We start from the raw sequence: 24,830 nt of genomic DNA on the forward strand, positions 1-24,830 counted from the left end.
TCCGTCCGTTTGACTGAATAAGCAGTGTCTGGATATTGAGGAAAACCTCCCCAAATTCTATGGGGTGGTTATTTGTCATGCTTTTTTACCAGTATAGCACCCTTCGTTTTCTTCATTAATAATTAAATATTGACAGCCTATTGGCTGGTATAGTTCAATTGGTTGGGGGGTTATAAATTGAAAGATTCCAATGTAGATGAGCAAAGTCACGAGTACTATTATAAAAGTTAAGCTCAACCTCAATATATTAGATGACTGAAGTTGTTTGTTCTGAACTTGCTTTTCCAGAAAGCCAATACGTTTTTTAAGCTCCTGAATCTCTTTCTCCAATGGTAATCCTCACTTAATACCACATAGCTGAATTGCCTTTACGCTTTGCTTTTTCGGGGTTTAAAAAAAGTGGAATGGCGTCGTGTAAAATTATTTTAAAATGATGTGGCTTTTTACCTCCCTTCGGTGTCTAATGAATTGTAAGTTTAGGAGGAGGTACTACTGGTGTCACGAGCTCAAGACAAAAAGAAAATCCCTGTTCTTCCGGAGGAGCAGGAGCACATCCAGCATTTCGAAGCCATTTATAATCAATATCGAGATAGAATTCGAAATTATATTGCAGTAAAGACAAATTCGGCAACTGCCGATGACTTAACGCAACAAGCTTTTTTAAAAGCAATGGAAAACTTTCACTTGTTTAAGTGTAACTCCAGTATATTTACTTGGCTATTCAAAATCGCGCAAAATATTGTGAAAAACGAGTATCGTACGAGATCACGAAATAAAGAAATGGTGCACGAAGTAATCGATTTTCAGTCCCAATCGATATCCCTCGATATTGCTAGAGATGTCGATATCCGTCTTGATATTAGTGCTGCATTAGCCCGATTGAATGAATTAGATCAGCAAATCATATCATTGCGTTTTTTCGTCGATTGCACTTTATTGGAAATATCCAAAATCATCGGGATGCCTGAAAGCGCAGTCAAGAACAGACTCTATCGTGCCTTAAACAAACTAAAAAAAGAATTAAAAGAATGGGGTGACATCACAATCATGTCTATTAAAGAATTGGTATCAATTGTGGATAAAAGCAAGGCTCCCTCCAAGAATGATGGTATGAACAAGGTATACCATGACTTATTTGAAGAGTTGAAAAGCAATGTAGATCGAATTATTACAACCTATCGTCATCGACCTTCTCAGAAAATCGCTATTGAGATCTATCCGGATCTGCCCACTTTTCATCAAGCAATAAACGAGCCGGATGCGCCCAATTGGTTTATGGGAACCTATGAAGACAATAAAATTAAAATCGTATCCCCACTCAACCCAGGCCCTGAACATACGTATCAATCGGTACTACGGCACACTATAAGCTTGTTTACGATGTGGTTAGTGAAAGATATCAATCCGTTGGCACCGAAATGGCTTACACACGGGCTCGGCGGGCATGAAGCCAAACAAATGTCACAAGAATATATCCAGTATAGCACCTCCGAAGCGATTCAAAATAACGCTGTCCCTAGCTTTCAAGCATTAACTAATGATACCTGGGATTTCGAGAAGATAGGGGGATATGGATTCTCGCACTTGCTAGTAGAATATCTCATCCATTCATACAGTTTAGATGCGCTCAACAAATTCATACGCGATGCCACTGATTTTCAAGGCGCATTTCAAGTATCGGAAGCTGAGCTGCACGGGATGTGGGTGCAATATTTAAAATCTAGGCTATGTTAAATTTTGATACTAGTATTTGACCATAACAAAACCACCTTCGAAAAGGTGGTTTTGTTATGGTCTCCCATAGCTTAACAGTACACTATACATTGTTCTATCTAGTAAAGCCTTATAGCCCCAATCATTAAACTATCCTCCCCGTTAGTTCAACGAGGTAAGAGATTGTTTTCAAAAATGATAATGGCTACTTCTAAAGGTTTCTCCACCTTGTTATTCAGTGGCTCAACACTTAGAAACTCTGCAAACCCCGCCAGCGCAGCAAATTGAGTGCCTCCCGATTGTCTCCTACCGTCTCGCAGAAACGCATTTTGGAGGCAACATCGGGCGAGCCAAAGGCGGTGAGTAAACAGTACCACTGGCACTCCGATTTTAGTGATCAGAAAAGGGTAGGAATCGGAGGACACGATACGGCATCGATGAATCGCGGATCGATACCATAGAAGTACCAGTATGATCCGCTCCATCTATACCCAGCAACACCGTCCATATCGACAGATGTCGGATAAAACCAGAAGTTCTCGCCAGACCTAAGCCAAATATAAGTGTACTGGTAAACGCAGTCGACGATATAAGAAACAGCGGGTTTCGGCGGGATGAATGCGGGAGGAGGTGACTGCGGCGGTTTTCTCATGGGTCCTATATTTCGCATTTGAACCATAACATCACTCCTAACGGAAGATATTCATGATATTACATGAAAGTGTATCTTATACTATGTAGGTGAATAACCACTTGACTATACGCATGCCTAGTCATAACCATTTTGCACGGTCAACCGCTGCAATTTCTGTCCTGAAGCTTAAACTCCAGGGAATAGCTGTTATTATGTGTACGATTTCCATTTCACAGGGTACTTAAAAATTTCTCAAATTATTGGCTGAACTCTCCTGCCCGTTAGCTTAGCAAAAAATGGGAGCAGCCGCCACAGCCATAGGTATGTTCAAGTATCGTTACCCGTTACCTCAAAAGATCTTGATAATTTGGGGGGAAATCATTCTTATCTGGTCCTCTAACATGTTCAAAATTTTTAAGCTCAACTCCAGCTGGCGACATTCGATATATAAAAACATCTTCACCGACAGGAATATGAGGTCCAACTGTTGGACGTACATCAAGAGTAATCAAAAAATCAAAACCACGGAAGCCATTAACCCTTTTTATATCCTTCACATCAACAAAATAAGGATAAATATCGGGTGAACCTGGTACAGAAAATACATCCGAATACGCCTCAGCAAGTTTCTCTCTCATATGAGGAAGCAAAAGCAATACGAGCATATCTTGAAGTTGCAATTCTTTTGAGTCCTTAAGTGGCTTCTCATCAACAGCATTACAAAATTGCATTCCAACCAATGAGAATAGAATTACAAAGCATATTATTACCCTCAAGAACCTCGACCCTTCCTTTACCTTAATCCACCAAACATAGATTAATCTTTCCAGAAAAGAGAGGTGTATTCATTAAACTAACCTGCTCGTTAGCTCAACGAGGCTGCCGTACATTTCCGACAGTCTTGTCCTGATGATTGCTACACTATAGTGTCCCGTTAATTGAATAATGGTTCGCTTCTATCCTAAACTGAATCCATTCGATACCTGTAACTTTTGTTTTAGTGGTTAGTCCACTAAATTCCCAAATTCCCGATTCTGAATTGGAAGGACCAGTAACCTCCCATTCATAAGCCAATTTGTGAGCACTTACTAGGGTTGAGAAAACGGCATGAGAAATATCATCCTTATTTATGGATGTGCTAAAACCAACATCATATAAAGCCGAATCCTTCCAATAACGTTCACAGGATAAAAGGACAGCATTCGTCTCACAAACCTCTTCGAATCTTGAGAGTAATTTTCGAGCCTTTTCCTCTGTATTCACTTTGAAAAACGCATGCCAATGAATGCTTTTATACATCTAGATACCCCAATCATTGAATAAGATGCAATGGTAGTTTAACGATTCGGCCTGTTGTCATTGAAGTATCGTTTCCCGTTACTTCAATTCCTGGAAACGTTACCAAATATAATAACCTGAGTGTTTTTTGTTATTTATTAAAATCATGGTTATTGAAACAGCACCCCATATAATATATATCCCTAGAAATACTGGTAATGAGAGGATACCCTTGTTTTCAAAAATTCCCATTATAATAAAAGTCATTCCTAATAAGATGTGTGGGAATATCAATCCTTTTTGGAATGAGGCCAGCTCATCCTCATTCAATATATCTATTACGGATTTTCTAAGAAGAAATTTAAGTTTTAAAAAATGACAATCCCCGATTACAAGCATCCAAATACCTAGAAAAATTTGTGCATACATTCCCTTACCTCCTTTCTTAACATATTACCATTTTTTATAAACTCTGTTGTTAAGCAAATCTGCCCGTTAGCGTAATGTCATCAAGTGAAATGTGCTCTTTTAGAATAAACTTCAAACTAACAGCTAATTGATAGTAAACTCCGCCGCCAAAAAGTAAGTATCGTAGTCGCCTGCTTTTCTAAAATCGAGTATATCTTTCACTATTCGGTATTCACCAGTAACCAGTCTTCCATAGAGCCAATTCCAATCAACTGTCCATTCGCTAACATTTGAAGACTCCAAGCCATGTCCAATACTATTAAATCCGTAATTACCATCTATAGTAACAGGGACTTGATACCAACTACCCTCCATTTTCTTTTCCAACAAAAAATATTCACCATAAATACATTGCTTACCAGAGTTATTATCAAATACTACAGTCAATTCAGTAGTGGTGACCGTTCCTTTCTTAACAGACATCGTTACTCCTTCAAGGTCGTTGATAGTTTTATATTTTGTAAGTTCCCAATCAGTAATTTCTCCTGTATTAGTCTCTTCATTAGCATTAGAGCATCCGACTATTAGGATAAGACAAAGTACGATGCACAGAGTAAGAACAGACGAACAAGATAACTTCTTCATTTAGAAACCACCCTCATTTGTTATAAATCCGTTTCAACATAAAAACGAGTTCGTCAGCAGTTTTGTTGCGTTAAACAGCCTGTTCGTTTAATAATCGCTCCTCGTTTAACCCAAACACAGCTTTAAATGTCTTACTCCCATCCATATTAGAATGGACACAATCAAGCTTCCATTAAGAGTACCGCTATTTCGTGCTATGAATGACGCTGCAATATACGAAAAAAGAACCTTCAAGCTGCTCCATAAGCGGCTGAAGGTTCTTTCGTATTTAAATATGCAAGCGATCAAGCAGCCTGAAAATCATGGCCGCGGCTTCCGCTCGGCTTGCTGCACGATCGGAACGGAACGTTAGATCGGTATAGCCCGTTATAATACCTTCCGAAACCGCACGGTTGATGGACTCCTTCGCCCATGCCGGGATAGCAGCTGCGTCTTTAAATGTCATTTCCGCACTTGCTTGCTGCTGCTCGTTAGCCTTTAAAGCATTCGCAATCATGACAGACATCTCAGCCCGTGTAATCGTTTGATTTGGCTTGAAAAGCATCTTCCCTTTTTGCTCGTAGCCTTTCAAAATACCCGCTTGCACAGCAGCAGCTACGTCAGCTCCAGCCCATGCTGGAATGTCGCTGTTATCCGCAAAGCTTGCAGCTCCTGAAGCCGCTGGCAGTCCCAGAGCTTGCACGATCATTTTGGCAAAGGCAGCACGGGTAACCTTCTCTTCTGGATGGAATGTCCCATCCTCAAAGCCTTGAATTACATTCATGCCAAGCAAGCGATCCGCAAATGGTGCCACCCAGTGTGTTGTCGCATCGGAGAACAGCTTTGCTTCTGCTTGGAAAACCGCAAATTTAGTAAAGTGGTTCACCTTTGCTGAAATTGTACCATCTGCTTTGACAGTGCCGCCAACATAAATCCAACGCTTTTGCAGCTCGTTATAGTAATAAATGGCCGCTTTTTTGCCAGATTGGACTTGATCCTTCTTGTAGTTGAAGCTAATTTCCACCGGTTTGTTGAATTGGTTGCCTGCTGTGCTTTGGAATTCGACCACCGGACTAAGCGCCTCAAGCGTCCCAGCCGACGGTGCCTCATTCGCCCCTACAACCTTAGCGCTTATTTTTCCGTTAACAGCTGCAGCGCCTGCAGGCACATTAAAGCTGATAATATCTTTAATTGCGCCATCAGTCCCTTTCGACGCATCCAAGTCTACTTCTACAGAAGTAGCAGGAGCCGGGGGAGGCGTCACGATTGGTCCTGGACCTGGATCTGTGTTGCCATCGTCTTTTGGCTCTCTCGTTACAAAGATAGGATTCGAATAAAACCAAAGATCCTTGTAGTTGCGATCGTTAATTTCATTAAACCGTTTCATATAACGGATATCAAGATCCGCAATCGTTGTATCGTCTTCTGTTCTGACGTCAATGAGCGGCTCGCCGTTTTCAGTTTCGCCAGCTACATTTTCGCCAAGATTAGTGCCTCTTAGTCTAAAATACTGATCTTTGTAAGCTGGATCGAGATCATACGTAATGACATTGTAGCCTTCCGCGTCTGTTGTCCAGTCTTCGCTCGTGAATCTGGCAATGACCTTCGTTGAGTCATTCGTTTCTTTGTTGTATTCATCCGTACCAGGCTTAACCTCACCTGTAACATCACCGGCTATCAAATCTACGTGGTCAACCTTAACGGCATTTGTCACGTCACTTTGGTAAATATATTTGTCATTGATTGCTGGGTTTTCACTTTTAATCACGGCGTAATTGTTTGTCTGCGGGCTTTTGAAACGAATAGTCAGCTTAAGCGCATCGCCATCCTTCACCTTCAAGTTTTGCCCCATTTCGCCTTTGTTTGCACCGTTAGTAATCGTGAAATCTAGCGCATTAATCAGATCACCTGTTGTCGAAAATGATTTGCCTGAACGCATGCCGTCCAGCACAGCTGCCATGTTGCTGCCTTCTACCCATGTATAATTTTTGGAATATTCACCCGGCGCGTAGCCACTGGAATAAAGACCTTGCGATACTTTGAAATGGGAATCCGAGTTGGTGAAATTCCAAAACCGGCGACCTTCTCCAAGCAGCGCGTCCCACACCCCGCCAACCTTAGCAATCATATAGTCGGAGCCGCCGTACGTCTTGGTCTTGGGATTATTTTGATTCAAGCCGGCTCTATCTGGCTCCATCTGATTGCCTGGCATGCCCTCCATCCCAAAAAAGATGTTTGGCGCTATATTGTTAAAATCCCGTATATCGGAAATTCGAAAAATTGCATTGCCATTGACAAGCTTTCTGGATGGATGATTAATGATCATATAGCTGGAATCTGCATAATTTGTTTTCAACCACTTCACAGCATCGCGCGCCGTATCCGCATTTAGTGCAGGTCGCGTTGGGTACTGCAATTTCCACTCTGCTACGACTACCGGGTCAAACATGCTCTCCGGGCGATCCGTATACAAATATTCAAAAAGGCTCGTTGCCTTTAAGCTGCTTTCTTCGCTATCCGCTAATATGCCTGCTCCGACATGATCGTAGGTTGGCATATCCCACTCAAACCCTGAAAAAATAATTTTATCCTTGTACTTTCCTGCGTCTTTTAGTTTATTAATGATGTTTACCTGATATTTATTAACAGCATCTTTAAATAATATCGGAGAAGGAAGCGAGTTTCCTTCATCATCCCGCTTTGAAGTTCTCAGATGATCAGATAAATTCATCCAGTCCATCCCATAGGTTTCAAAAGCTTGATCGAGCACCGTCTGAACTGATTGCTGCGCATCATCTGAAACGTAGGTATGGGCATGGTATTCCCCTGCCATCCATTTTCCAGTGCCTGAAGTCCCAGCCGACTGGTTGCCGGCTTCTGCGAATGTTGTTGTCAACGCTATATTTTGCCCTGCAAAGCTTGCTGTTAAAATAAAAGCTGCTGCCAGCTTGGCCCACTTATTAGATAACATGTTATAATCCTCCGTTATAATGTTATAATTGCCATCTGCCTATATCATGTTAGCTATGCCGCTAATGCTGACCTCCTATTACGATTGATTTGAACAGCTCCACCCAAATGACCACATGTCTAAAATAAGAGATTGCTCAGGCTCTGTCTATGCTTTTGTAGCAAACGATATAATTTCTTAACATTAGAGATTGGAGCAAAAAAATCTATTCACATAGGAGCTTCGTTGTAGACTGGCCCCAACTATAAAAAAACAGCGGCAGTCGTGGACGAGAAAAAAAGTCCTAGACTGCTGCTGTATTATTTAGCTAATGTTATCCGTTCCCGTTTACCGCACATGCGTTCAATCAGGATTTCCCGGAAAACGCCCGTGTCTTATTCAATCCTATCTCTCCGACCGACTCAGCGCCCCGACCAGCTCTACAAAGTGGCGCCCGCGCTCTTCAAAGTTGCTGTATTGGTCAAACGCAGTGCAGGCAGGGCTCAGCAGCACCGTGTCGCCCGGTGCGGCCAGCTTGTGCGCATGCGCCACAGCCTCAGCCAAGCCTTCGCAACGGAAAATAGGCGGGCAACTCGGCACGCTGCGCGCTGCAGCCTCGATTTGACTGGCCGCTTCGCCGATCAACAGCAACACCTTGACATGATCAGGCAGCAGCCTAGCCATCTCGTCAAAAGGTACGTTCTTATCTCTCCCGCCGGCAATCAGCAGCACTCGGGCCTCGTGAGCGTGCAGCGTCGCGACGGTACGGGCGGGGCTGGATCCGATTGAATTGTTGTAGTAATGCACGCCGTCCACAGTGGCCACCCACTGGTTTCGGTGCTCCACGCCGGCAAATGTGCGTACCGTCTCCAGAATTGCCTCGTCCGGCACGGTCCCCCTCACGGCGGTCATGGCAGCCATAACGTTTTCCACGTTATACCACCCTGGCAAACGAATGTCACTGATAGGTACCAGACCATCGATCACTCCATCGCAGACCGTGTGCCCGCCGAAATACTTGGTCTGCCCCCGCCCGCGCAGTGCGGCGGTAGCCGGGTTGTCGCCGTTAAGAACGGCAAGGTCGTCAGCGCTCTGAAAATCCAGCAGGCGGCGCTTGGCGGCAGTATATTCATCCATGTCGCGGTGCCAGTCGAGGTGATTGGGCGAGAGGTTGGTCATGACCGCCACATGGGGAGAGCGCGTCATGTCCATCAGCTGGAAGCTGGATAGCTCGACCGCGCACACGTCCAGCGGCGACATCTCGCCCACGCGCGTCAGCAGTGGCGTGCCAATGTTGCCTCCCAGATGAACTGTACGCCCCCCGTTTGCCAGCATGTCTGCAATTAACGACGTGGTGGTGGTCTTACCGTCCGAACCGGTCACGCCGAAAATAGGACAAGGGCACAACGCAAAAAACTCCTCCATCTCACTGGTCACACGGCTGCCGCCAGCGCGGGCCGAGTCCAGCGCCGGATGGTCTGGGCGCATGCCCGGAGTGCGGAACACGATATCGCCCCCAACGCGATCCAGGTAATTCTCCCCTAGGCGGAACTCGGCGCCTAGATCGTCCCACTCCTCCCGGGGCAGGGCTGGATTGCGGTCGCGAACGGTGACGCGCGCCCCTGCGGAGCACAGCATGCGAATCAGCGGTGAGTTGCTGACGCCGGCGCCGATGATGGTCACGTCCTGGCCAGCCAGCGATTGGATATAGTTGTCAAAAGCAGGATTCATAAGCACCTCCGCTTAAAGAATATCATTAAGTCAAATATACCACATATTGGAACCGCCTTGCCTGCCCGTTAGCCGTTCATTCAGCGCAATAATAAGCACATAAAGGATGAATTTTTTTCTTTTGACAATGAATGCGCCTCAAAAACTAGAAATAAAAAATAGGACTAGAAACTAGCCCCATTCCCCTAAATATAAATTAAACGACCCAAATAGATCAAGAAACTACACTATCTACTTTTGGCCGAAATCCAAAACCAAGCAGCGCAAAGATAAGGAAGGCCGCACCTAAAAACAGAAAAATACTATGAACAGAAACATAACGAATCCCATAACCGCCAAGCGTCGGGCCCATGATGCTTCCAATACTAAAGTGAATCGAAGCGATCACATTCGCCGCAGGCAATATCGCCCGAGGCAGTATATCAGCTGCATAAGCGAGACCTAAAGAGTAAAACGAACCAACCACTCCGCCAGCAATAGCAAATAATACAAAGAGCAGCGCAATATTATCTCCAGCGACAGGTATGGTGAAAAACACGAGAGCACCTACCACTGCACATCCAATCAACACCGGCTTCCTGCCGATTCGGTCACTCCAAATGCCAAGCGGCAGCTGAAGAATTAAAGCCCCGACTCCGAATGCCATAAGCAGAAGCGAAATCCAATGCTGGCTCAGGTTGATCCGCAAACCATACAACGGAAAGTTGCTATTCATAGAAGCTTCCATCAGTCCATATAAGAAGCCAGGTATAAGGACAAACCACGCGAGGCGGTAGGTTTTTACAAAGCGATTCTCAGACGCAGTTCCTCGCGCTGCCCGCTCCGGCATTTCATTTTTCATACGCAGCACAAGCATCAGTACAGTTACAAAAAATAAACTCGACACTAAGAATGGAACCGCCCTTCCAAGTGGCAGAAGATTGATGCCCAGCGGCCCTAAGCTGAAGCCGAGTCCATAAGCCATACCGTACAGCGAAATAAATTTCCCCCGTCGATCGGCTGGACTTGAGCTTACGATCCATAACTGTGTCGCATAATGAAGCGAGCTATCGCCGACACCAACCAGCAAACGCAAGACGAACCATATCGCCAACGAATGTGTAAATGGAAACAGTAGATTAGCAAGTGTAACTAATGAAATGCCGACTAAAATGACTTTTTTGTACCCGAAACGCATGACAGGCTTCTCAACGAAAAACATTGTGCAAAAAATTCCGATATACATTGCAGCTGAATTAATCCCGTTCATATCTGACGATACGCCTGAATCCTCCAGCATAATCGAAAGCAATGGCAGCAGCAGCCCTTGACTCATACCTGCTACTACAACAACTAAAAGCAATGTGGTTAAACGAACATGGAAAGAAGGCGAAGCTGAAGCACTTGATGACAAACTTGTTGCACTCCCTTTATTAAAACTATCATTCTGATTTTCTCCTTACACATTGTATACCTGACAGTAAAGACTGACAACCGCTCATTCATTGGCAGCGTCTCTCGCAATCACCTGTGGTGATTCAGAATTGCTAGGTGCAACGATAAGTGATAGATTTTTCTCCCTAAACTACAGGAAAAATCCCCCTTTATTTTTACTCCTTTCCCCCTCAGAATAAAAGTTGTTTCCTCTTGGATTAGTCTCCTATTTGCCTATCAAGTTTTCTTACTCCATTGCAAGAAGAGCCCGACTCTATTGTACCTCTCGGTTTTTCGCCACACTCTAAGTACATCCCATTTATACGGTTAGGAGGTGATGTTTTTAAGAGATTGAATGTAATCGCTTACAAAAAAGGTAGTGGTCAGAAGCTTTATATTGAGAAGGGAGATAGTTGACGATGACAAATTATTTGCGATCAACAAAACGAATGATGAAAGCTCTTTTAGCTGCCCTTGCGGCACTGCTAGTATTGACTGGATTACCCTTAGGAATGGATAGAGTAGAGGCAGCAACGGCTCGCAACAAAATAATCGTAGGCTACTGGCATAATTTTGACAACTTCTCTACCAATATTCGTTTAAGAGATATTTCTCCGGATTACGATGTAATCCAGGTCGCTTTTGCCGAACCAACAGGTGGCGCACATACTGGCAATATGGTGTTCACGCCTTACAACGCAACAATTAGCGAATTTCAGTCTGATGTTGCTTTCCTTAAAGCAAGAGGACAAAAGGTGCTCATATCCATCGGCGGCGCTAACGGTGCAGTGGAGCTTACTACACCTCAGGCCAAAACAACATTTGTGAACACGATGAAGGGTATTATTAATTTATATGGATTTGACGGCCTCGATATTGACCTTGAAGGCAGCTCTCTTGCCCTTAACACAGGAGACACCAACTTCAAAGCTCCTACCACCCCAAAAATAGTAAATTTAATTTCCGCTACGCGTGAAATATTAAATAGCTATAGTCCAGATTTCCTTCTGACCATGGCACCGGAAACAGCCTACGTTCAGGGTGGAGCAGGAAACTATACAGGACTTTGGGGAGCATACCTCCCTGTCATCTACGATCTTCGAAATGAGCTGGATTACCTGCATGTTCAGCATTATAATACGGGTCCCATGTTAGGCCTTGATGGTAAAGCCTATTCTCAAGGTACGCCTGACTTCCATGTGGCTATGGCTGAAATGCTGCTTGTTGGATTTCCAGTCGGAGGCAACCCGAATAATATGTTTCCGGCGCTTCGTCCAGATCAAATCGTCATTGGTTTGCCCGCTTCACCACAAGCAGCTGGCGGAGGTTATACGACACCGGCTAACGTGCAGAAAGCTCTTGATTATCTTATAAAAGGTATCCCTTTCGGCGGAACCTACGTTCTTCGCAATACCGCTGGTTACCCTGATTTGAAAGGATTGATGACCTGGTCTATCAACTGGGATAAATATACGAACAATCTATTTTCTACGAGTCACCGTACCTATCTCGATCAATATGGTTCGGGTGGAGGTGACGTTACGGCTCCGTCAGTACCAGCAAATCTTCAATTAACCGCCAAAACGTCCACAAGTGCGAGCCTTTCTTGGAGTGCATCTACCGATGATCGAGGAGTAACGGGATATATCGTCTCCTATGGTTCAATTTCAACAACCGTTACAGGTACAAGCACAACAATTAGCGGTTTGACACCTAACACGGCGTATTCATTTACTGTAAAGGCAAGAGATGCAGCAGGCAATATTTCTGGCGCGAGCAACGTGATTAATGTAACTACTGATGCACCCGTTGTGGATGTAATAGCACCTTCAGTACCTGCTAATTTACGCACGACAAGTACAAGTGCATCCAGTGTCAACTTAGCATGGAACGCTTCGACGGATAACGTTAATGTAACCGGTTATACCGTGACTTACGGTACAACAAACGTGAATGCAACGGGGACAAGCGCAGCAATTAGCGGATTAACCCCTAACACTGCCTATACCTTTACAGTGAAGGCATATGATGCAGCAGGCAATGTGTCTGGCGCAAGTACGCCAATTACGGTCACTACAAGCGCCGCAAATGTTTGCACCGTACAGCAATGGAACACCGACACAGCCTATACAGGCGGACAGCGTGCTTCCTACAACGGCTCTGAATACGAAGCTAAATGGTGGACAAAAGGAGAGCGCCCAGATATTAGCAGCGTGTGGAAATTAATTGGTCCATGCGGCAATGCAGGACCAGCGGATACTACAGCGCCAACTGCGCCAAACAATCTTCAAGCAACAGGTGCTACTGCTTCTACCATTAGTCTTTCATGGGGAGCATCAACGGATAATGTTGGAGTTACCGGTTACACCATTTATTATGGCTCTTCCAGCCTCAATGTTGCTGGAATTACAGCTACCGTTAGCGGTCTTACAGCAAACACAGCCTATAGCTTTACAGTGAAAGCAAAGGATGCTGCAGGAAATTTGTCGGCAGCTAGCAACGTACTTCAAGCCTCAACAACAGCTGGCTCTGGTGGAACAACGACTTGGGCTGCACAAACAAGCTATGTTGCTGGTAGTACAGTAACCTACGCAGGCCTCTCCTATGTTTGTCTCCAGCCTCATACCTCACTGGTTGGCTGGGAGCCGCCAAATGTGCAATCTTTGTGGCGGCTTCAATAGTACCGTAAGAAAAGGGACTATGGGCGCAATAACCCATAGTCCCTTCCTGTTTATATATCTTATATTACATTTCTAATTGAAGTTTACGGGTATTCAGCATGCCCTCCAGCCCAGTAGGATCGTTGCTTACTTTATATTGTACAAACGCTTCAGCTTTATCGGATGTACGAATGCGCAGCGGCTTCGTCTCCATATTTACTAACTGAAGCACAACATCAGCAACGGATTCAGAAGTTTGAGGAACGGAGTTTCGCTTGGAAAAGGTATTAATAATGGTGTCATACGTTTGTTTATATTCATCATCTGGAATACCGCCTGTTTTTTCAATATGTGCAAAAACAGTATTGTTGAAATGGGTCCCAATTGCTCCAGGCTCCAGCAGGGTCACATCAATATTAAAAGCAGGCTTGTAATAGGTCGCTAAGCTCTCCAACAACCCTTCAACTGCAAACTTGCTTGCGCAATAAATTTCATTTAATGGTTGTCCGACCAATCCCCCTACGCTTGTCGTTGCAATCAAATGCCCGGAGTTTGATTTGCGAAGAAGCGGCAAACCCGCACGAATCGTATGCATAACCCCGTACACATTCGTATCAAAAACAGCTTGAATTTCCTCGAAAGTAGCTTGGCCCAGTGCACGTAATAGCCCAAATCCTGCATTGCAAAATAAAACATCCATATAACCATGTTTTTGCTTAATGACCTCAAATGCCTGCTCTAATGATTCCGGTTTAGTTACTTCCATTTCAATGAAATGTAGATTGGGCTGATCGCTATACTTTGTTTGATCACGTTCTGCATGCCGAGTTCCAGCGTATACGATCCATCCTTTTTCAGCAAATTTTAATGCTGTTGCAAGACCTATTCCGGATGAGGCGCCTGTAATAGCAATAATTTTATTCATGCCTGATTCTCCTTTTTTGAAAATATGGAAGCGATCTGTGCAGTATGATGCCGATTATGCCAAATGAATCTTTGAAGCGCAGCATCTAGACTCATGGCGCCGTGAGTTGGACTTGTAAACGTTCGTTGAAAATCTGATGATTGTAAAGATCGGAGAATTGCTGTAAACCGATCATGAACGGATTCTAGGAGATTCAGCGATGTTTCGAGCGGTGTTTCATAATCGCTTAATTCCGCCCATAAATCTTCTCTATACGAGCTAGCCGTGGGATTATCCTCCGTTAGCGCTCTCTTGAAACGGATAAAAGCATTCATATCGTTGTCAGCCATATGGTGAACAACCTGCCTGACGGTCCAACTGCCCGGACGGTATTGTAAAAGCAGCTGCTCAGACGTTAAATTTTGTACCGTGTTCCGCAGAATCGAAGATATTTGCGGCACATCCTCAATCCAGCTTTGCCGAAGCTCGGTCGTTACATGCTGTATGAGTTCGAACTGCCCAATAGGATAACGTAAATCATTCATATGCACACCCTCCATTCTTTAATTAGCCTTCAATAAACATAGGAATTTCCATATGGTTAGGATTAGAAATCCATTGTGACAATACACTTCTCGTTGGCGCTCCCATAATAAAATTCAAATCATTGTCGGGATGCAAACTTAGCTGCGGTTCTAATTCTCACGTTATCACCTCACTATTGTTACCGCGTTTTCCTTGAATATTTATATTTGCTGAATGTCTTATTGCTCTTGCATTTTTTATGCTTGTTGCTTCTAATAATTTGTTTAAAATATAGACTGGAGTGTTGGCGTTTTGGGCTAATGACAGCCAAACATAGGGCTCTTTTGTCTCAAAAAGGGATTGAAACTCTTCAAGTGTTAAATCATTGCGGCTCGTATATTTAGCAGCGTCCACCACAGTAAGCAATCTTTGCAATCTGTCTGCATCCATATTCCTTTTTATAGCCGCTTCGAGTAATCTTCGCTTTTCAGGTGATGACGGCTGTTTATAAATCAAGCTCTCCATCATCCATTTATGATTATCGTATTTGTTAAACAGCAGCTCCATTTCTTCATGGCCAAAGGATAGTTGAGTGTAGACGTCTATCGCTAGTGTCAATAAGGCTTCGTCTACTATCTCTGCTAATCTCCACAAGACATCGTAGTCTTGTTTGGAATGACCTAAATCCATAATAGCAATATTCCTATCTATAAGGGAAAAAGCGATTTGCTTCGGGAGAGGTTTATCGTATAACGAGATCAGGTTTTTCCAAGCCTCCTCCTCCCCATCCGTATTCTTAGCTTCATTGTAAATTTCAAATAATATGTCTTCCGTTAATTCTATTTCCATTTGATTAGAATGTAACAATTGTTCGATAAAAGGATTCATTTTACTCCACTCCTTTCATTACAGTTTATTATTAAATGTAACAAAGAAATATTAATGTGAGTGTTTTCCATCATACTTTTCGATATAGCTAATGAAAGAGGCGAGGTCAAATAAATGAAGGAGGTGCAATCATGCGATGTACATCAAAAAACTTTATTATACGTTTGCAAAAACAAAAAGAAGACGCTCTTGAATATGTCATTGAACAATATTCAGGCTTCGTACACGCCATTGCTTTTAAAATTCTCTCTGGTATTAACGCGGATGGGATTAATGAATGTGTCAATGATGTGTTTTTAGCTGTTTGGCAAAATTCTAAACAATTTAAAGGTGAACCTGAGGACTTTAAAAAATGGATTGGTATGATGACGAAATATAAAGCAATTGATCTTTTTCGTAAGTTTGAAAAACAACATGCACGAGAGTATAGTGACGAGCTGCTTGAACAAAAACCTGGACAGGAAGACTTGCAGGAGCAGCTATTAAAAAAAGAGGAAAGGAATACGTTGTTGCTAGCTATTAGCCAGCTGGAAAGTATAGATCGGAATATTTTTATGATGAAATATTACTTACAATTATCCCATTCAGAAATTGCCGAATCACTGAATGTATCAAAAGCGGTGGTTGAAAATCGTCTTTACCGCGGAAAGAAAAAGTTAGCAACAACTATTCATATGAAGGAGCGGTTTATATGACTAATAGCTATAAAGGTTGGATGAATTTAGATGTAGAAAACATTGAACCCGTTGAATTGTCATCCAGCCAAAAAGCGAATCTAAAACATAACATCCTAAAAAATACAGCTAAAAAGAAGCCCAATACATGGATACGCCAAGTAACTGCCGCAGCCATTATTGGCATTATTACAATTTTAACGATCTCCTTTACTGTTCCAACCTTTGCTTCACAAATACCTTTTATGCAAAATATTATAGGTTATTTTAATAACGAGGATACGATGCTTGAACGTTTCGATGAATTTGCAACAGACATCAGACAAGTGCAAACGAGTAACGGTATCTCATTAATGATTGAAGAAGCCGTATATGATGGAACGTCCATTTCCGTATCCTATGCGCTAGAAACCAATACTGATTTAGGACCTGACCCGCATATCGCAAACCAAATTGATGTTAAAGGCTCAAAAAGCATGGTTGCTCACGGTTCTCTTAAAAAGATGAACGACATGACTTATGTAGGCATTGCAAAAATAGTCCCTCATTTCAATAGTGCAGCGCCTGATGAAATTGAAATAACATGGGAGCCAAAAGCCTTACTCGATCGGAATGCGAATATCGAGGTGAAAGGAGATTGGGCATTTCGCTTTAAGCTTTTAAAACTTGAAGGCGACTTAGAGCTCGTAAACGAAATGATCTCAAAGCATGACGTTACAGTTAGATTTACCTCTATTGAACAAAACGACATGTCCACAATAATCCGTTACGAGTCTTTTGTAGAGTCTGAAGTTTTGAAAGAGTGGTCAGACTTCACTGTGCAATTTGATAAAATACAAGATAATCTTGGTCATACGTATATCGTAGATGGGAATGGAGGTCAAAGTAAAGATTATGGAAGATCTTATAGTTCTAGTGCTTCAGTGAAAACCATTAATAAAGCCGCAACATCCATTACAATTGTTCCAATTATCTACTTCTCACTCGGCTCTGGTAAAGGGGTAGAAACAAAAGAAATGGACCCTGTTACCATTAGTTTAAACTAACCCATCAAAAGGCCCTTGTGTATTCCTATACACAAGGGTCTTTCGATGGGTTAGTTCCGTATTATACTGAAGCCTCCGGTTAGTTTAAAGCCAGCCAGAGGAAGTATTCAACATAACGTTCATTTACTTTATTCGTTTGGACATCGGATGAAGAACGTTCTAATGAATCGTGGAGAGCTTATTATGGCGAAAAGAGCCGTTTAAAGATGCTAACGAATCTCAGCAACGCTATTAGACAATTTTGACTAAGAAAAGAGACTATTTTAGAGGAATAAGGTTGCTTGTGTTCGTTACATTTTCTAAAGAGAGAAATGAAGTCAAATAACGTTGTTTAGATTCGTTACATTAAGTGATGGTCGAGTATTCTGAGCAAATCAGTCGATAAAATAAACATTCTACCGACTATGTCGGCAGCCTGTGCTCATTTCACTATCCTATATTGAATATAACAATCATAAATTTCCAAGTGCAAAAAACCAGTAACACTCATCTATCAGCTATTCGCGAAGGCGGTTAAGAAGAGCTAATGCCATTTCTCTCGCGGCTGCAACAATTTCTTCGTCCGTACGCTCCGTTCCACTGGCGGCCATCAATGCTGAGTTAATACTGAGAAAGGCCATTCTCACGAGTAATTTCCGTGTGGGATCAGCGTCCTTGCCAGCCACAAGCTCAGCCACTGCCCCAAGGCTGTCACGGATTTGACCACCGGGATTGCTAACCACGCTCCGCATGAGATTGGGATTCGCATTTACGAAGCGGATGCCGCGCAGCTTGTCCACAGAAGTAGAATCCACCCAACGAAGCACCGTTCGCTCCAGAAGGTCTGGACTCGGCTCTTGGCTGACGACCCATGCGAGAAGTTCCGCCGCCTCGTTACCGCGGGAGGACATCATTGAATTTACGATGTCATTTTTGCTTTTGAAATGGTAGTATAGCGCGGCCTTGCTGATCCCGAGTTGCTCAGCGATTTCACGAAGTGATGTCGCCTCAAACCCTTTAGTAGTGAAAAGCTCCAAAGCTACACGCTGAGCTTCCGCTTTTGTTTCACTGCCCGTCCGTTTCACTGACTCACTCATACTCATGATTGTCACACTCCTTGCCTTTCACTCATTTTAGCCATAACTCATCATACTTGACAACTTACCTGTCGGCAAGTAAAGTCTATTTTATAGTTAACATTTCAATTTTTCTTCATCACAGTTTGAACGCTCGGTAATCGAGCCGTCATGAAAACAACCATAAGGAGGATATCCTAGTGTCTAACATCGTTCTACCAATATCTCCACTACCAGCAGCTTGTACTCTGGATAGGTACTTGTTATGAATCATATCATTATTGAGTTCATCTGTTTATTTCTTGCAGGCATCCTTGCTGGTGAAGAGCTCGTCATTCGCTATGGGGTGCACATGTCTCTGGCTGGTCTAGACGACCAGTCTCAAATTAAAGTTCGTCAAGCACTAATACTTAAACTGCGTGTGCTGGTGCCCGCTATCTTTTTACCTACGGCCGTGTCGGGAGTTGTAGTATTAGTACTGAGCGGCTCCGAGCCAGGTTTGTTCTTCCGCTGGGCTGGCGTTCTGGCTTTACTCCTCTTCATCCTGGTCACGCTCATAGGCACTGTCCCCATCAACAAGGGTGCGCTCGAATGGAAGCCCGACGCGCCGCCTAGCAACTGGAAGTCATTAATTCGCCGCTGGGAGCTGCTTGATGTAGTTCGTTCATCGGCAGCAGTCTTGGCATTTGCATGCTTCTTGACAGCTGTTGCACTGCAGTACTCGAGCCTGCAATAACAAGCTTTAGACTCATTTTAGCGAAAAAGGCAATGACTGCTTCGGACATGGAAAAAGTCCTAGCTGCCATTGCCTTTTAAAATCAGATAACAGCTGGTTCAACTATTTAGCAGCCGCTTTCTGCTTAAAGTAAGTGAATCCAGTAGTTGCATTTTCCACCTTCATTAGCTTCTAGTACACCATTATTTAACTCAATGACTCTTCTAGAAGCGATATTACTTTCCACACAAGACAGCATAACATCCTTTATTCCCATGCTTTCTGCGTTTTTTAGGAGTTCATTTAACATGACCGTGCCGTAGCCTTTTCCTCGTTTGCTTGGTCTGATCGTATACCCTATATGCCCGCCTGATATTTTTAAGTTATCATTCAAATAATGCCTTAGCTTTCCGTAGCCAACGGGATATGAATCAACGAATAACCAGAAAACAGTCTGGGGAACGTGCTGAGGTAAGAGATCAATGCCTTGCGAGATCGCTATGTTTTTTCGAATAAACGCAGGAAATTGACTATAATCGATATCATAAGCACTATTCACAAACCCATTTTCTCCAGGGCCTATTTCTACTAGCATGTCAAAAATATCACGTCCATCATCTACGCTTGCTGCTTTTAGTTCAATCATCTTCTTTAGGCCTCCTATTTATATATTCCGCCATCTACTAGTCTCTTAATCTACAATTATTTCACGCGTTATAAATGGGCCAATTCCAATATTTCTCACCCTGACATATGATAAACCGATCAAACCATTGCTCAAAATTCATATGCATCGGCCTCGCATCATAAAATTGATCAATATGGCCTTTGACCATTAAGTAATGGTCTGAGCCTTCGTTAAAAGCTTTTAAATGAATAACAATGTCATCCTGATAAATATAAGCTACTTTCAAATAACCTTCATTAGGCTCCTCGTACGTTACTCCAAATGTATCCTGCCACCCGTATAAGTAGGCCTCTCCTCCGTACTCCGGATGGTCAAAGAGTGAGCAGCCATTCGTTATTCTAAGGAAATTCAAATAATCCTGAGGAAGTTTACAACCCAGTTTTTCCTGAAAAAGCATTAAATCTTCTTCCCTTGCAGGGGGTCTAAATGTACATTTGGCCTCGTATAGCTCACCTTCACGCAGCTGTAAGCTTAATAACCCGTCGCCCGCCTCTAATCTTTGCCTTAAGGAAGTAATGGTTTTCTTAATGATGTTGCCTTGAATCATCGAGCACCTCCATAACTGCGAAGCAGATCATATGCCATATTTCCAAACTTTCTAATGTCGTATAAGTAATCATACCCGCTCGAATCCTGCAGCTGGTTATACATGCGAACCACTACGGCATCGCAGCTCGGAATGACCAGACAGGCGCAGCCTGTAATTCCAAGAACTTGATAAGCGTCACTCGGCAGAAGCTCGCCAATTTGATTTAAGGGAGTATCACTTTGCAGCCACCATATAAAACCGTTTCGAGGCAGGTGAGATGGAACAGTGAGTGGCGTATGCAGCGAAGTAACTCTTGCAAAAACAGGTTGCGGCAGCAACTGTTTTCCTTTTATATTGCCATTTTTAAGATGCATATGTCCCCACATAGCTAGATCGCGCGCACTAACGAACAAATTGCTTTGATCACCCGCATCACTATCGTTTGGCCCCACCCACGTATCTTCATCATCGTAATAATTATATATAAGCTGCTCAGCTGCTTTTGTTCTCCAGCCCGTTTCCTTTAACCCATATTGATTAAATACATGACTCGCCATAAAAGAACTTAAGTTTTGCCCCGATATATGCCTAACTAATTGAAAAAGCATGCCAATTCCCGTATTGCGGTATGCCCATCCATATCCAGCAGGGAACTCTCTTGTTATCTTCCCGTTCTCTTCGATTAATCCATGGGTATGCGTAAGCAAGTGCCTCAACGTTACCCCTCGCGCTGCATCCTTATAATCATTGAGATACTGCTCGATTTCATCATCCACGCTGCCTATTTTCCCTTGCTCTATTAATAAGCTGACAGCAAGCGCTAGATACGTTTTACGGATTGATGCTACATTGAACTGCGTTTTTTCATCCACGAGTCTCGATGCATCTGATGCTTCATGTGTACCGGAATACCACTCGTTTACAACAACATCGTTCTGAATGATATAAGTTGCGGCAGCTGTGGCGCCGATACTTTGTTGAATAGCATAGACATACTCATTCAGGCTTTGAAAATGATTCGTTGCCATTTCCTTCACATAATCCTCTCCTGCTTCAGAGTTGATTTACCAATTCTGATTAACAATAATCCGCCGCTCTTGTATTGTCAAATAAACCCAATAAAGCGATTTCCAACAGTAATAAACAACTATAGCCATTGTTTCTATCCCATTCGGTTCACGATTGCTATAGGATAAATAGATAATGTGAAAGACATTGAAAGGATGATTGTGACATGCTGCATATTCCTGCCGTACATACTGTATTTCATAAGGAAACGCTTTTTGAAGCCATGGCCTTATTATATGATATCGGTACACCGCTAAAGAGCCAATTCGTGTCCAATGGCTTGAATGATACCTATTCGGTGGAGACGAATACCGGCAAATTTATATTGCGAATTTATAAGCATTTGTGGCGAGCAGAATCCGATATCCGTTTTGAGCTGGATTTGTTAACCTATCTTAAAAACTGCATCCTGCCGGTTTCCTATCCAATCCAAAGACGAGATGGCGAATGGTTGACTGAGCTTGATGCACCGGAAGGCACTCGTTATGCTGTGCTATTCTCTTATGCGGATGGGGCCGGGAAACTTAATGTCGATACAAGCCAAGCTTACGGCAGCGCTATAGCGCAGCTTCATCATGCCATGGATTTCTATGAGCCCAAACATGAACGGTTTGAGCTTGATGCTGCCCATTTGCTCGACGAGCCTCTTCGGGCGATGCTTCCGTTTTTGCAGCATCGCCCGAACGATGCAGCGTTTGTTCAAGAAACAGCCGGCAGGCTGAAAGCTCGCCTTGCAGAAGCCGCGAATGGTGCATATGACTGGGGAGTATGCCACGGGGATCTGCATGGCTGGAACGTCTTTCACTCGGATGACGGCAGCATGACACACTTTGACTTTGACTGCTGCGGCGTAGGCTGGCGCTCGTATGATCTTTCTGTTTATTTATGGGATCGCGTCCATGGCAGATCGGATAGTGAGAGCTTTGAGGATGAATGCTGGGATGCTTTTCTGGAAGCCTATACGAAGGAACGCCCGCTAAGCGAGCAAGATCTCGCGATGATTCCCGTATTCGTAGCCGTCAGACAGCTTTGGCTGATCGGACTTCATACAGGCGGAAGCGCCGTTTGGGGATCTTGGCAGGATGATGGTTACTTTGACGGGAAGCTTAAGTTTTTGGCGGCTTGGGTAAAGGCGCATAACCTATAATGCGATGAAAGAAAAGGAGCTGCTTGCGGCTCCTTTCTTCTTTTATACGATTACGGAAATGCTTCTTGTAAAATAAAATGAATGCTTGCCTGTTTACATTCGAATATCGATATGCTATCTTATTTCTACAAATATAGAAATAACGACTGCAAGAAAGGTGAAGCCACAATGACAGAAGATCATGCGGACGTACGTCAAGCTGTAAAAGTATATAAGGCGCTCGGCGAGCCTACCCGTCTGAAAATAGCTCTGCTGCTTACTGAGGAGAAAAATTTATGCTGCTCCGATATTGGCACAAAGCTGGAATCTGTAGCCGGCTCTACCCTCTCACATCACTTGAAGCAATTGACGGAAAGCGGATTGCTAGATCTCCGTAAGGACGGTACGTATATCTACTACAGTGTGAACCGCGAAATGGCTCGAAAGTATGCGCCATATTTGTTGGAGTAATTTTTTTAGGTTATATTTCTATAGATTTAGAAATATAAAAACAGTGGAGTGGAGAGAGGAGTATTTTTTTATATGTCTAACGCGTGGAAAATTTACATGCTGGCTATAATTAGCTTTTTGGTTGGAACGTCAGAATTTATTATTGCGGGTATTTTGGATAAGGTCGCGGGCGACATAGGTGTATCCGTATCTGCAGCAGGCCAGCTGATTACCGTTTTCTCGCTAGCTTACGCTATTGGCACGCCGATTCTTATGGCAGTTACGGCGCGTGTTGAGCGGCGTCAGCTGCTCCTCTACTCATTAGGTGTATTCGCGATCGGCAATCTTATTGCCGTTGCTTTGCCTGGATTTGAGTTTTTGATCGTGTCCCGCGTTGTCCTCGCGCTCAGCACAGGGGTGTTTGTCGTTACCGCTTTGACCGTCGCTTCTAAGCTTGCACCTGTTGATAAACAGGGTAGTGCCATTGCGACGCTCGTTATGGGCTTTAGCACAGCATTAATTGTTGGTGTCCCTCTAGGCAGGGTTGTCGCTTCTGCATACGACTGGCACCTCATCTTCGGAGCAATCGGACTGTTGGGCTTGCTCGCAATGCTGCTCATTTTATTCACTATTCCAAAAACAGATGGTGAAGAGCCCGTTCCACTTCGCAGCCAGCTTGCTCTCTTGAAGCAGCCGAAAATTGTCACAGCACTGACGGTCACCTTCTTGTGGATCGGCGGTTATTCCATCGTTTACACTTATATTTCACCATTCCTGCTTAGCGTAACGAAGCTGAGTGAACAGGGCGTGAGCATCGGACTATTTGCATTCGGTATCGCCAGCCTGATCGGGTCTAAATTTGGCGGCTACAGCACCGATAAATGGGGAGCGCCACGAACATTAGTCAGCGGCATGCTGTTCCATACGATAGCACTTGTTCTACTCTCGTTGGCTGGACAGTCTCCGGTGATCGTATTTCCTCTGCTTATGATCTGGGCCTTTACCGCTTGGTCATCCGGTCCAACTCAGCAGTACCATCTGATGTCACTAGCTCCAGAAGCTTCGGGTATTATGCTAAGCTTGAACAGCTCTGTACTTCAGCTAGGTATGGCTGCAGGAGCCGGGCTTGGCGGTGTTGTCGTTGAGCAAGTATCGCTCACCTCTATCAGCTGGATTGGAGCTACAGGCGTCATTCTCGCTGCTGCTACAGCCGCAACCTCCTTCGGGTTCTCCCGCGCGCGTTCCCGCCGGAAGATAGCTGAGAGCAGCTTAGCAAAGACCAGTGCATAAACTTTAGCAGCTTTGCTTTGATCATTGATTAAAGTCACTCCTATTTTTAAAAAATGGGGCTCTCTCAAAAGTCATTTTGCGATTTTTTTGAGCACTAATTAGATCTTATTTTCTTTGAGAAAAAGGACCTCAAGCTCCACTATACAGTGGAATTTGAGGTCCTTTCATTTGAAAACGGAGATGTTCCCCTGTCATGCGAAGACATTTGCGGCAGCGCCTGCAGCAGCTTCATCTAAGCGCAGAAATGCACTTATTTAACCAAATCTTCTTCAAATCTGCTCAATTAGAGGTATTTGTACACCTATTTGCATCATATCAAGTTGAGTCCGTATACTTGTGTAAAAAGCTAGCATCTCAAAAAAAGAGAGCCATAGCCAAAATCCTCGTTTAGAATGGAGTTGTCGAGACAACATTCAATGGAGGGATTATGGTATGACTCAGTATCAGATTAACGTAGATTC

General features: G+C 43.6%; 23 protein-coding genes. 8 read left to right on the forward strand and 15 right to left on the reverse strand.

Annotated features, from left to right (window positions below):
* Positions 1–495: 495 nt before the first annotated feature.
* A complete protein-coding gene (locus AB4Z45_RS31735) occupies positions 496–1,734 on the forward strand; it encodes an RNA polymerase sigma factor (RefSeq protein ID WP_441913532.1) in 1,239 nt (412 codons plus the stop codon).
* A 376-nt stretch (positions 1,735–2,110) separates the two neighbouring features.
* On the opposite strand, the gene AB4Z45_RS31740 is transcribed toward AB4Z45_RS31735, so the two are convergent.
* The 8 genes from AB4Z45_RS31740 to AB4Z45_RS31775 all read right to left on the reverse strand — a co-directional run bounded on the left by AB4Z45_RS31740 (position 2,111) and on the right by AB4Z45_RS31775 (position 10,731).
* Positions 2,111–2,392: a transporter gene (locus tag AB4Z45_RS31740; RefSeq protein WP_441913534.1), complete on the reverse strand. Its 282-nt coding sequence runs from the start codon at positions 2,390–2,392 to the stop codon at positions 2,111–2,113.
* Between the two features lie 299 nt (positions 2,393–2,691).
* Positions 2,692–3,123, reverse strand: coding sequence for a DUF3888 domain-containing protein (locus AB4Z45_RS31745; RefSeq protein WP_441913536.1), 432 nt, complete (start codon positions 3,121–3,123; stop codon positions 2,692–2,694).
* A gap of 145 nt (positions 3,124–3,268) precedes the next feature.
* The gene (locus tag AB4Z45_RS31750) at positions 3,269–3,646 is read right to left on the reverse strand and encodes a hypothetical protein (RefSeq protein ID WP_441913538.1); all 378 of its coding nucleotides are present in this window, start codon (positions 3,644–3,646) and stop codon (positions 3,269–3,271) included.
* 99 nt (positions 3,647–3,745) lie between these two features.
* Positions 3,746–4,054 (reverse strand): hypothetical protein, encoded by a 309-nt coding sequence (locus AB4Z45_RS31755; RefSeq protein ID WP_441913540.1) that lies wholly within the window; start codon positions 4,052–4,054, stop codon positions 3,746–3,748.
* A gap of 123 nt (positions 4,055–4,177) precedes the next feature.
* Complete coding sequence (locus tag AB4Z45_RS31760) at positions 4,178–4,678, reverse strand: immunoglobulin-like domain-containing protein (protein ID WP_441913541.1); 501 nt, start codon at positions 4,676–4,678, stop codon at positions 4,178–4,180.
* A 268-nt stretch (positions 4,679–4,946) separates the two neighbouring features.
* Positions 4,947–7,628 carry an S-layer homology domain-containing protein gene (locus tag AB4Z45_RS31765; RefSeq protein WP_441913543.1) on the reverse strand — a complete coding sequence of 894 codons (2,682 nt, stop codon included), beginning with the start codon at positions 7,626–7,628 and terminating at the stop codon, positions 4,947–4,949.
* A 384-nt stretch (positions 7,629–8,012) separates the two neighbouring features.
* Positions 8,013–9,338 carry a UDP-N-acetylmuramoyl-L-alanine--D-glutamate ligase gene (gene murD, locus AB4Z45_RS31770; RefSeq protein WP_441913545.1) on the reverse strand — a complete coding sequence of 442 codons (1,326 nt, stop codon included), beginning with the start codon at positions 9,336–9,338 and terminating at the stop codon, positions 8,013–8,015.
* Between the two features lie 214 nt (positions 9,339–9,552).
* Positions 9,553–10,731, reverse strand: coding sequence for an MFS transporter (locus AB4Z45_RS31775; protein WP_441913547.1), 1,179 nt, complete (start codon positions 10,729–10,731; stop codon positions 9,553–9,555).
* Between the two features lie 439 nt (positions 10,732–11,170).
* Between AB4Z45_RS31775 and AB4Z45_RS31780 the strand changes: the two genes are divergently transcribed.
* On the forward strand, positions 11,171–13,432 hold the full coding sequence (locus AB4Z45_RS31780) for a fibronectin type III domain-containing protein (RefSeq protein WP_441913549.1): 2,262 nt from the start codon (positions 11,171–11,173) through the stop codon (positions 13,430–13,432).
* A gap of 64 nt (positions 13,433–13,496) precedes the next feature.
* Here AB4Z45_RS31780 and AB4Z45_RS31785 read toward each other — a convergent pair whose 3' ends face one another.
* The 3 genes from AB4Z45_RS31785 to AB4Z45_RS31795 form a co-directional block, all read right to left on the reverse strand.
* Complete coding sequence (locus tag AB4Z45_RS31785; RefSeq protein WP_441913551.1) at positions 13,497–14,336, reverse strand: SDR family oxidoreductase; 840 nt, start codon at positions 14,334–14,336, stop codon at positions 13,497–13,499.
* Positions 14,333–14,860: a YfiT family bacillithiol transferase gene (locus AB4Z45_RS31790; protein ID WP_441913553.1), complete on the reverse strand. Its 528-nt coding sequence runs from the start codon at positions 14,858–14,860 to the stop codon at positions 14,333–14,335. Before AB4Z45_RS31790 ends, AB4Z45_RS31785 begins: the two co-directional genes overlap by 4 nt.
* Positions 14,861–15,017: 157 nt before the next feature.
* Positions 15,018–15,728 carry a hypothetical protein gene (locus AB4Z45_RS31795; protein ID WP_441913555.1) on the reverse strand — a complete coding sequence of 237 codons (711 nt, stop codon included), beginning with the start codon at positions 15,726–15,728 and terminating at the stop codon, positions 15,018–15,020.
* A gap of 131 nt (positions 15,729–15,859) precedes the next feature.
* Between AB4Z45_RS31795 and AB4Z45_RS31800 the strand changes: the two genes are divergently transcribed.
* Both AB4Z45_RS31800 and AB4Z45_RS31805 read left to right on the forward strand, forming a co-directional pair.
* Positions 15,860–16,423 carry a sigma-70 family RNA polymerase sigma factor gene (locus AB4Z45_RS31800; protein ID WP_441913557.1) on the forward strand — a complete coding sequence of 188 codons (564 nt, stop codon included), beginning with the start codon at positions 15,860–15,862 and terminating at the stop codon, positions 16,421–16,423.
* Positions 16,420–17,448 (forward strand): DUF4179 domain-containing protein, encoded by a 1,029-nt coding sequence (locus AB4Z45_RS31805; protein WP_441913559.1) that lies wholly within the window; start codon positions 16,420–16,422, stop codon positions 17,446–17,448. The genes AB4Z45_RS31800 and AB4Z45_RS31805 overlap by 4 nt, the downstream gene beginning before the upstream one ends.
* A gap of 497 nt (positions 17,449–17,945) precedes the next feature.
* Here the strand turns inward: AB4Z45_RS31805 and AB4Z45_RS31810 are convergent, their stop codons facing one another.
* Positions 17,946–18,530, reverse strand: coding sequence for a TetR/AcrR family transcriptional regulator (locus AB4Z45_RS31810; RefSeq protein WP_441913561.1), 585 nt, complete (start codon positions 18,528–18,530; stop codon positions 17,946–17,948).
* A 238-nt stretch (positions 18,531–18,768) separates the two neighbouring features.
* Here AB4Z45_RS31810 and AB4Z45_RS31815 point away from each other — a divergent pair, with 238 nt between their 5' ends.
* Complete coding sequence (locus tag AB4Z45_RS31815; protein WP_441913563.1) at positions 18,769–19,239, forward strand: anthrone oxygenase family protein; 471 nt, start codon at positions 18,769–18,771, stop codon at positions 19,237–19,239.
* 124 nt (positions 19,240–19,363) lie between these two features.
* Here the strand turns inward: AB4Z45_RS31815 and AB4Z45_RS31820 are convergent, their stop codons facing one another.
* The 3 genes from AB4Z45_RS31820 to AB4Z45_RS31830 form a co-directional block, all read right to left on the reverse strand.
* Positions 19,364–19,864, reverse strand: a complete 501-nt coding sequence (locus tag AB4Z45_RS31820; RefSeq protein WP_441913565.1) for a GNAT family N-acetyltransferase — start codon at positions 19,862–19,864, stop codon at positions 19,364–19,366.
* A gap of 61 nt (positions 19,865–19,925) precedes the next feature.
* The gene (locus AB4Z45_RS31825; protein WP_441913567.1) at positions 19,926–20,453 is read right to left on the reverse strand and encodes an SMI1/KNR4 family protein; all 528 of its coding nucleotides are present in this window, start codon (positions 20,451–20,453) and stop codon (positions 19,926–19,928) included.
* Positions 20,450–21,463: a serine hydrolase domain-containing protein gene (locus tag AB4Z45_RS31830; RefSeq protein WP_441913573.1), complete on the reverse strand. Its 1,014-nt coding sequence runs from the start codon at positions 21,461–21,463 to the stop codon at positions 20,450–20,452. The genes AB4Z45_RS31825 and AB4Z45_RS31830 overlap by 4 nt, the downstream gene beginning before the upstream one ends.
* 206 nt (positions 21,464–21,669) lie before the next feature.
* Here AB4Z45_RS31830 and AB4Z45_RS31835 point away from each other — a divergent pair, with 206 nt between their 5' ends.
* The 3 genes from AB4Z45_RS31835 to AB4Z45_RS31845 all read left to right on the forward strand — a co-directional run bounded on the left by AB4Z45_RS31835 (position 21,670) and on the right by AB4Z45_RS31845 (position 24,369).
* A complete protein-coding gene (locus tag AB4Z45_RS31835) occupies positions 21,670–22,650 on the forward strand; it encodes a phosphotransferase (RefSeq protein ID WP_441913569.1) in 981 nt (326 codons plus the stop codon).
* Between the two features lie 168 nt (positions 22,651–22,818).
* Positions 22,819–23,100, forward strand: coding sequence for an ArsR/SmtB family transcription factor (locus tag AB4Z45_RS31840; RefSeq protein WP_054025100.1), 282 nt, complete (start codon positions 22,819–22,821; stop codon positions 23,098–23,100).
* 72 nt (positions 23,101–23,172) lie between these two features.
* A complete protein-coding gene (locus tag AB4Z45_RS31845) occupies positions 23,173–24,369 on the forward strand; it encodes an MFS transporter (protein WP_441913571.1) in 1,197 nt (398 codons plus the stop codon).
* Positions 24,370–24,830 lie beyond the last annotated feature (461 nt).

This window comes from Paenibacillus sp. MCAF9 (assembly GCF_052114265.1).
In the GTDB taxonomy this organism is placed as follows: domain Bacteria; phylum Bacillota; class Bacilli; order Paenibacillales; family Paenibacillaceae; genus Pristimantibacillus.

Coding starts and splice junctions, on each gene's coding strand:
- AB4Z45_RS31740 (WP_441913534.1), bottom strand. CDS start 2,392: ATGGTTCAAATGCGAAATATAGGACCCATGAGAAAACCGCCGCAGTCA.
- AB4Z45_RS31750 (WP_441913538.1), bottom strand. CDS start 3,646: ATGTATAAAAGCATTCATTGGCATGCGTTTTTCAAAGTGAATACAGAG.
- AB4Z45_RS31755 (WP_441913540.1), bottom strand. CDS start 4,054: ATGTATGCACAAATTTTTCTAGGTATTTGGATGCTTGTAATCGGGGAT.
- AB4Z45_RS31760 (WP_441913541.1), bottom strand. CDS start 4,678: ATGAAGAAGTTATCTTGTTCGTCTGTTCTTACTCTGTGCATCGTACTT.
- AB4Z45_RS31765 (WP_441913543.1), bottom strand. CDS start 7,628: ATGTTATCTAATAAGTGGGCCAAGCTGGCAGCAGCTTTTATTTTAACA.
- murD (WP_441913545.1), bottom strand. CDS start 9,338: ATGAATCCTGCTTTTGACAACTATATCCAATCGCTGGCTGGCCAGGAC.
- AB4Z45_RS31780 (WP_441913549.1), top strand. CDS start 11,171: ATGACAAATTATTTGCGATCAACAAAACGAATGATGAAAGCTCTTTTA.
- AB4Z45_RS31785 (WP_441913551.1), bottom strand. CDS start 14,336: ATGAATAAAATTATTGCTATTACAGGCGCCTCATCCGGAATAGGTCTT.
- AB4Z45_RS31790 (WP_441913553.1), bottom strand. CDS start 14,860: ATGAATGATTTACGTTATCCTATTGGGCAGTTCGAACTCATACAGCAT.
- AB4Z45_RS31795 (WP_441913555.1), bottom strand. CDS start 15,728: ATGAATCCTTTTATCGAACAATTGTTACATTCTAATCAAATGGAAATA.
- AB4Z45_RS31800 (WP_441913557.1), top strand. CDS start 15,860: ATGCGATGTACATCAAAAAACTTTATTATACGTTTGCAAAAACAAAAA.
- AB4Z45_RS31805 (WP_441913559.1), top strand. CDS start 16,420: ATGACTAATAGCTATAAAGGTTGGATGAATTTAGATGTAGAAAACATT.
- AB4Z45_RS31810 (WP_441913561.1), bottom strand. CDS start 18,530: ATGAGTATGAGTGAGTCAGTGAAACGGACGGGCAGTGAAACAAAAGCG.
- AB4Z45_RS31815 (WP_441913563.1), top strand. CDS start 18,769: ATGAATCATATCATTATTGAGTTCATCTGTTTATTTCTTGCAGGCATC.
- AB4Z45_RS31820 (WP_441913565.1), bottom strand. CDS start 19,864: ATGATTGAACTAAAAGCAGCAAGCGTAGATGATGGACGTGATATTTTT.
- AB4Z45_RS31825 (WP_441913567.1), bottom strand. CDS start 20,453: ATGATTCAAGGCAACATCATTAAGAAAACCATTACTTCCTTAAGGCAA.
- AB4Z45_RS31830 (WP_441913573.1), bottom strand. CDS start 21,463: ATGGCAACGAATCATTTTCAAAGCCTGAATGAGTATGTCTATGCTATT.
- AB4Z45_RS31835 (WP_441913569.1), top strand. CDS start 21,670: ATGCTGCATATTCCTGCCGTACATACTGTATTTCATAAGGAAACGCTT.
- AB4Z45_RS31840 (WP_054025100.1), top strand. CDS start 22,819: ATGACAGAAGATCATGCGGACGTACGTCAAGCTGTAAAAGTATATAAG.
- AB4Z45_RS31845 (WP_441913571.1), top strand. CDS start 23,173: ATGTCTAACGCGTGGAAAATTTACATGCTGGCTATAATTAGCTTTTTG.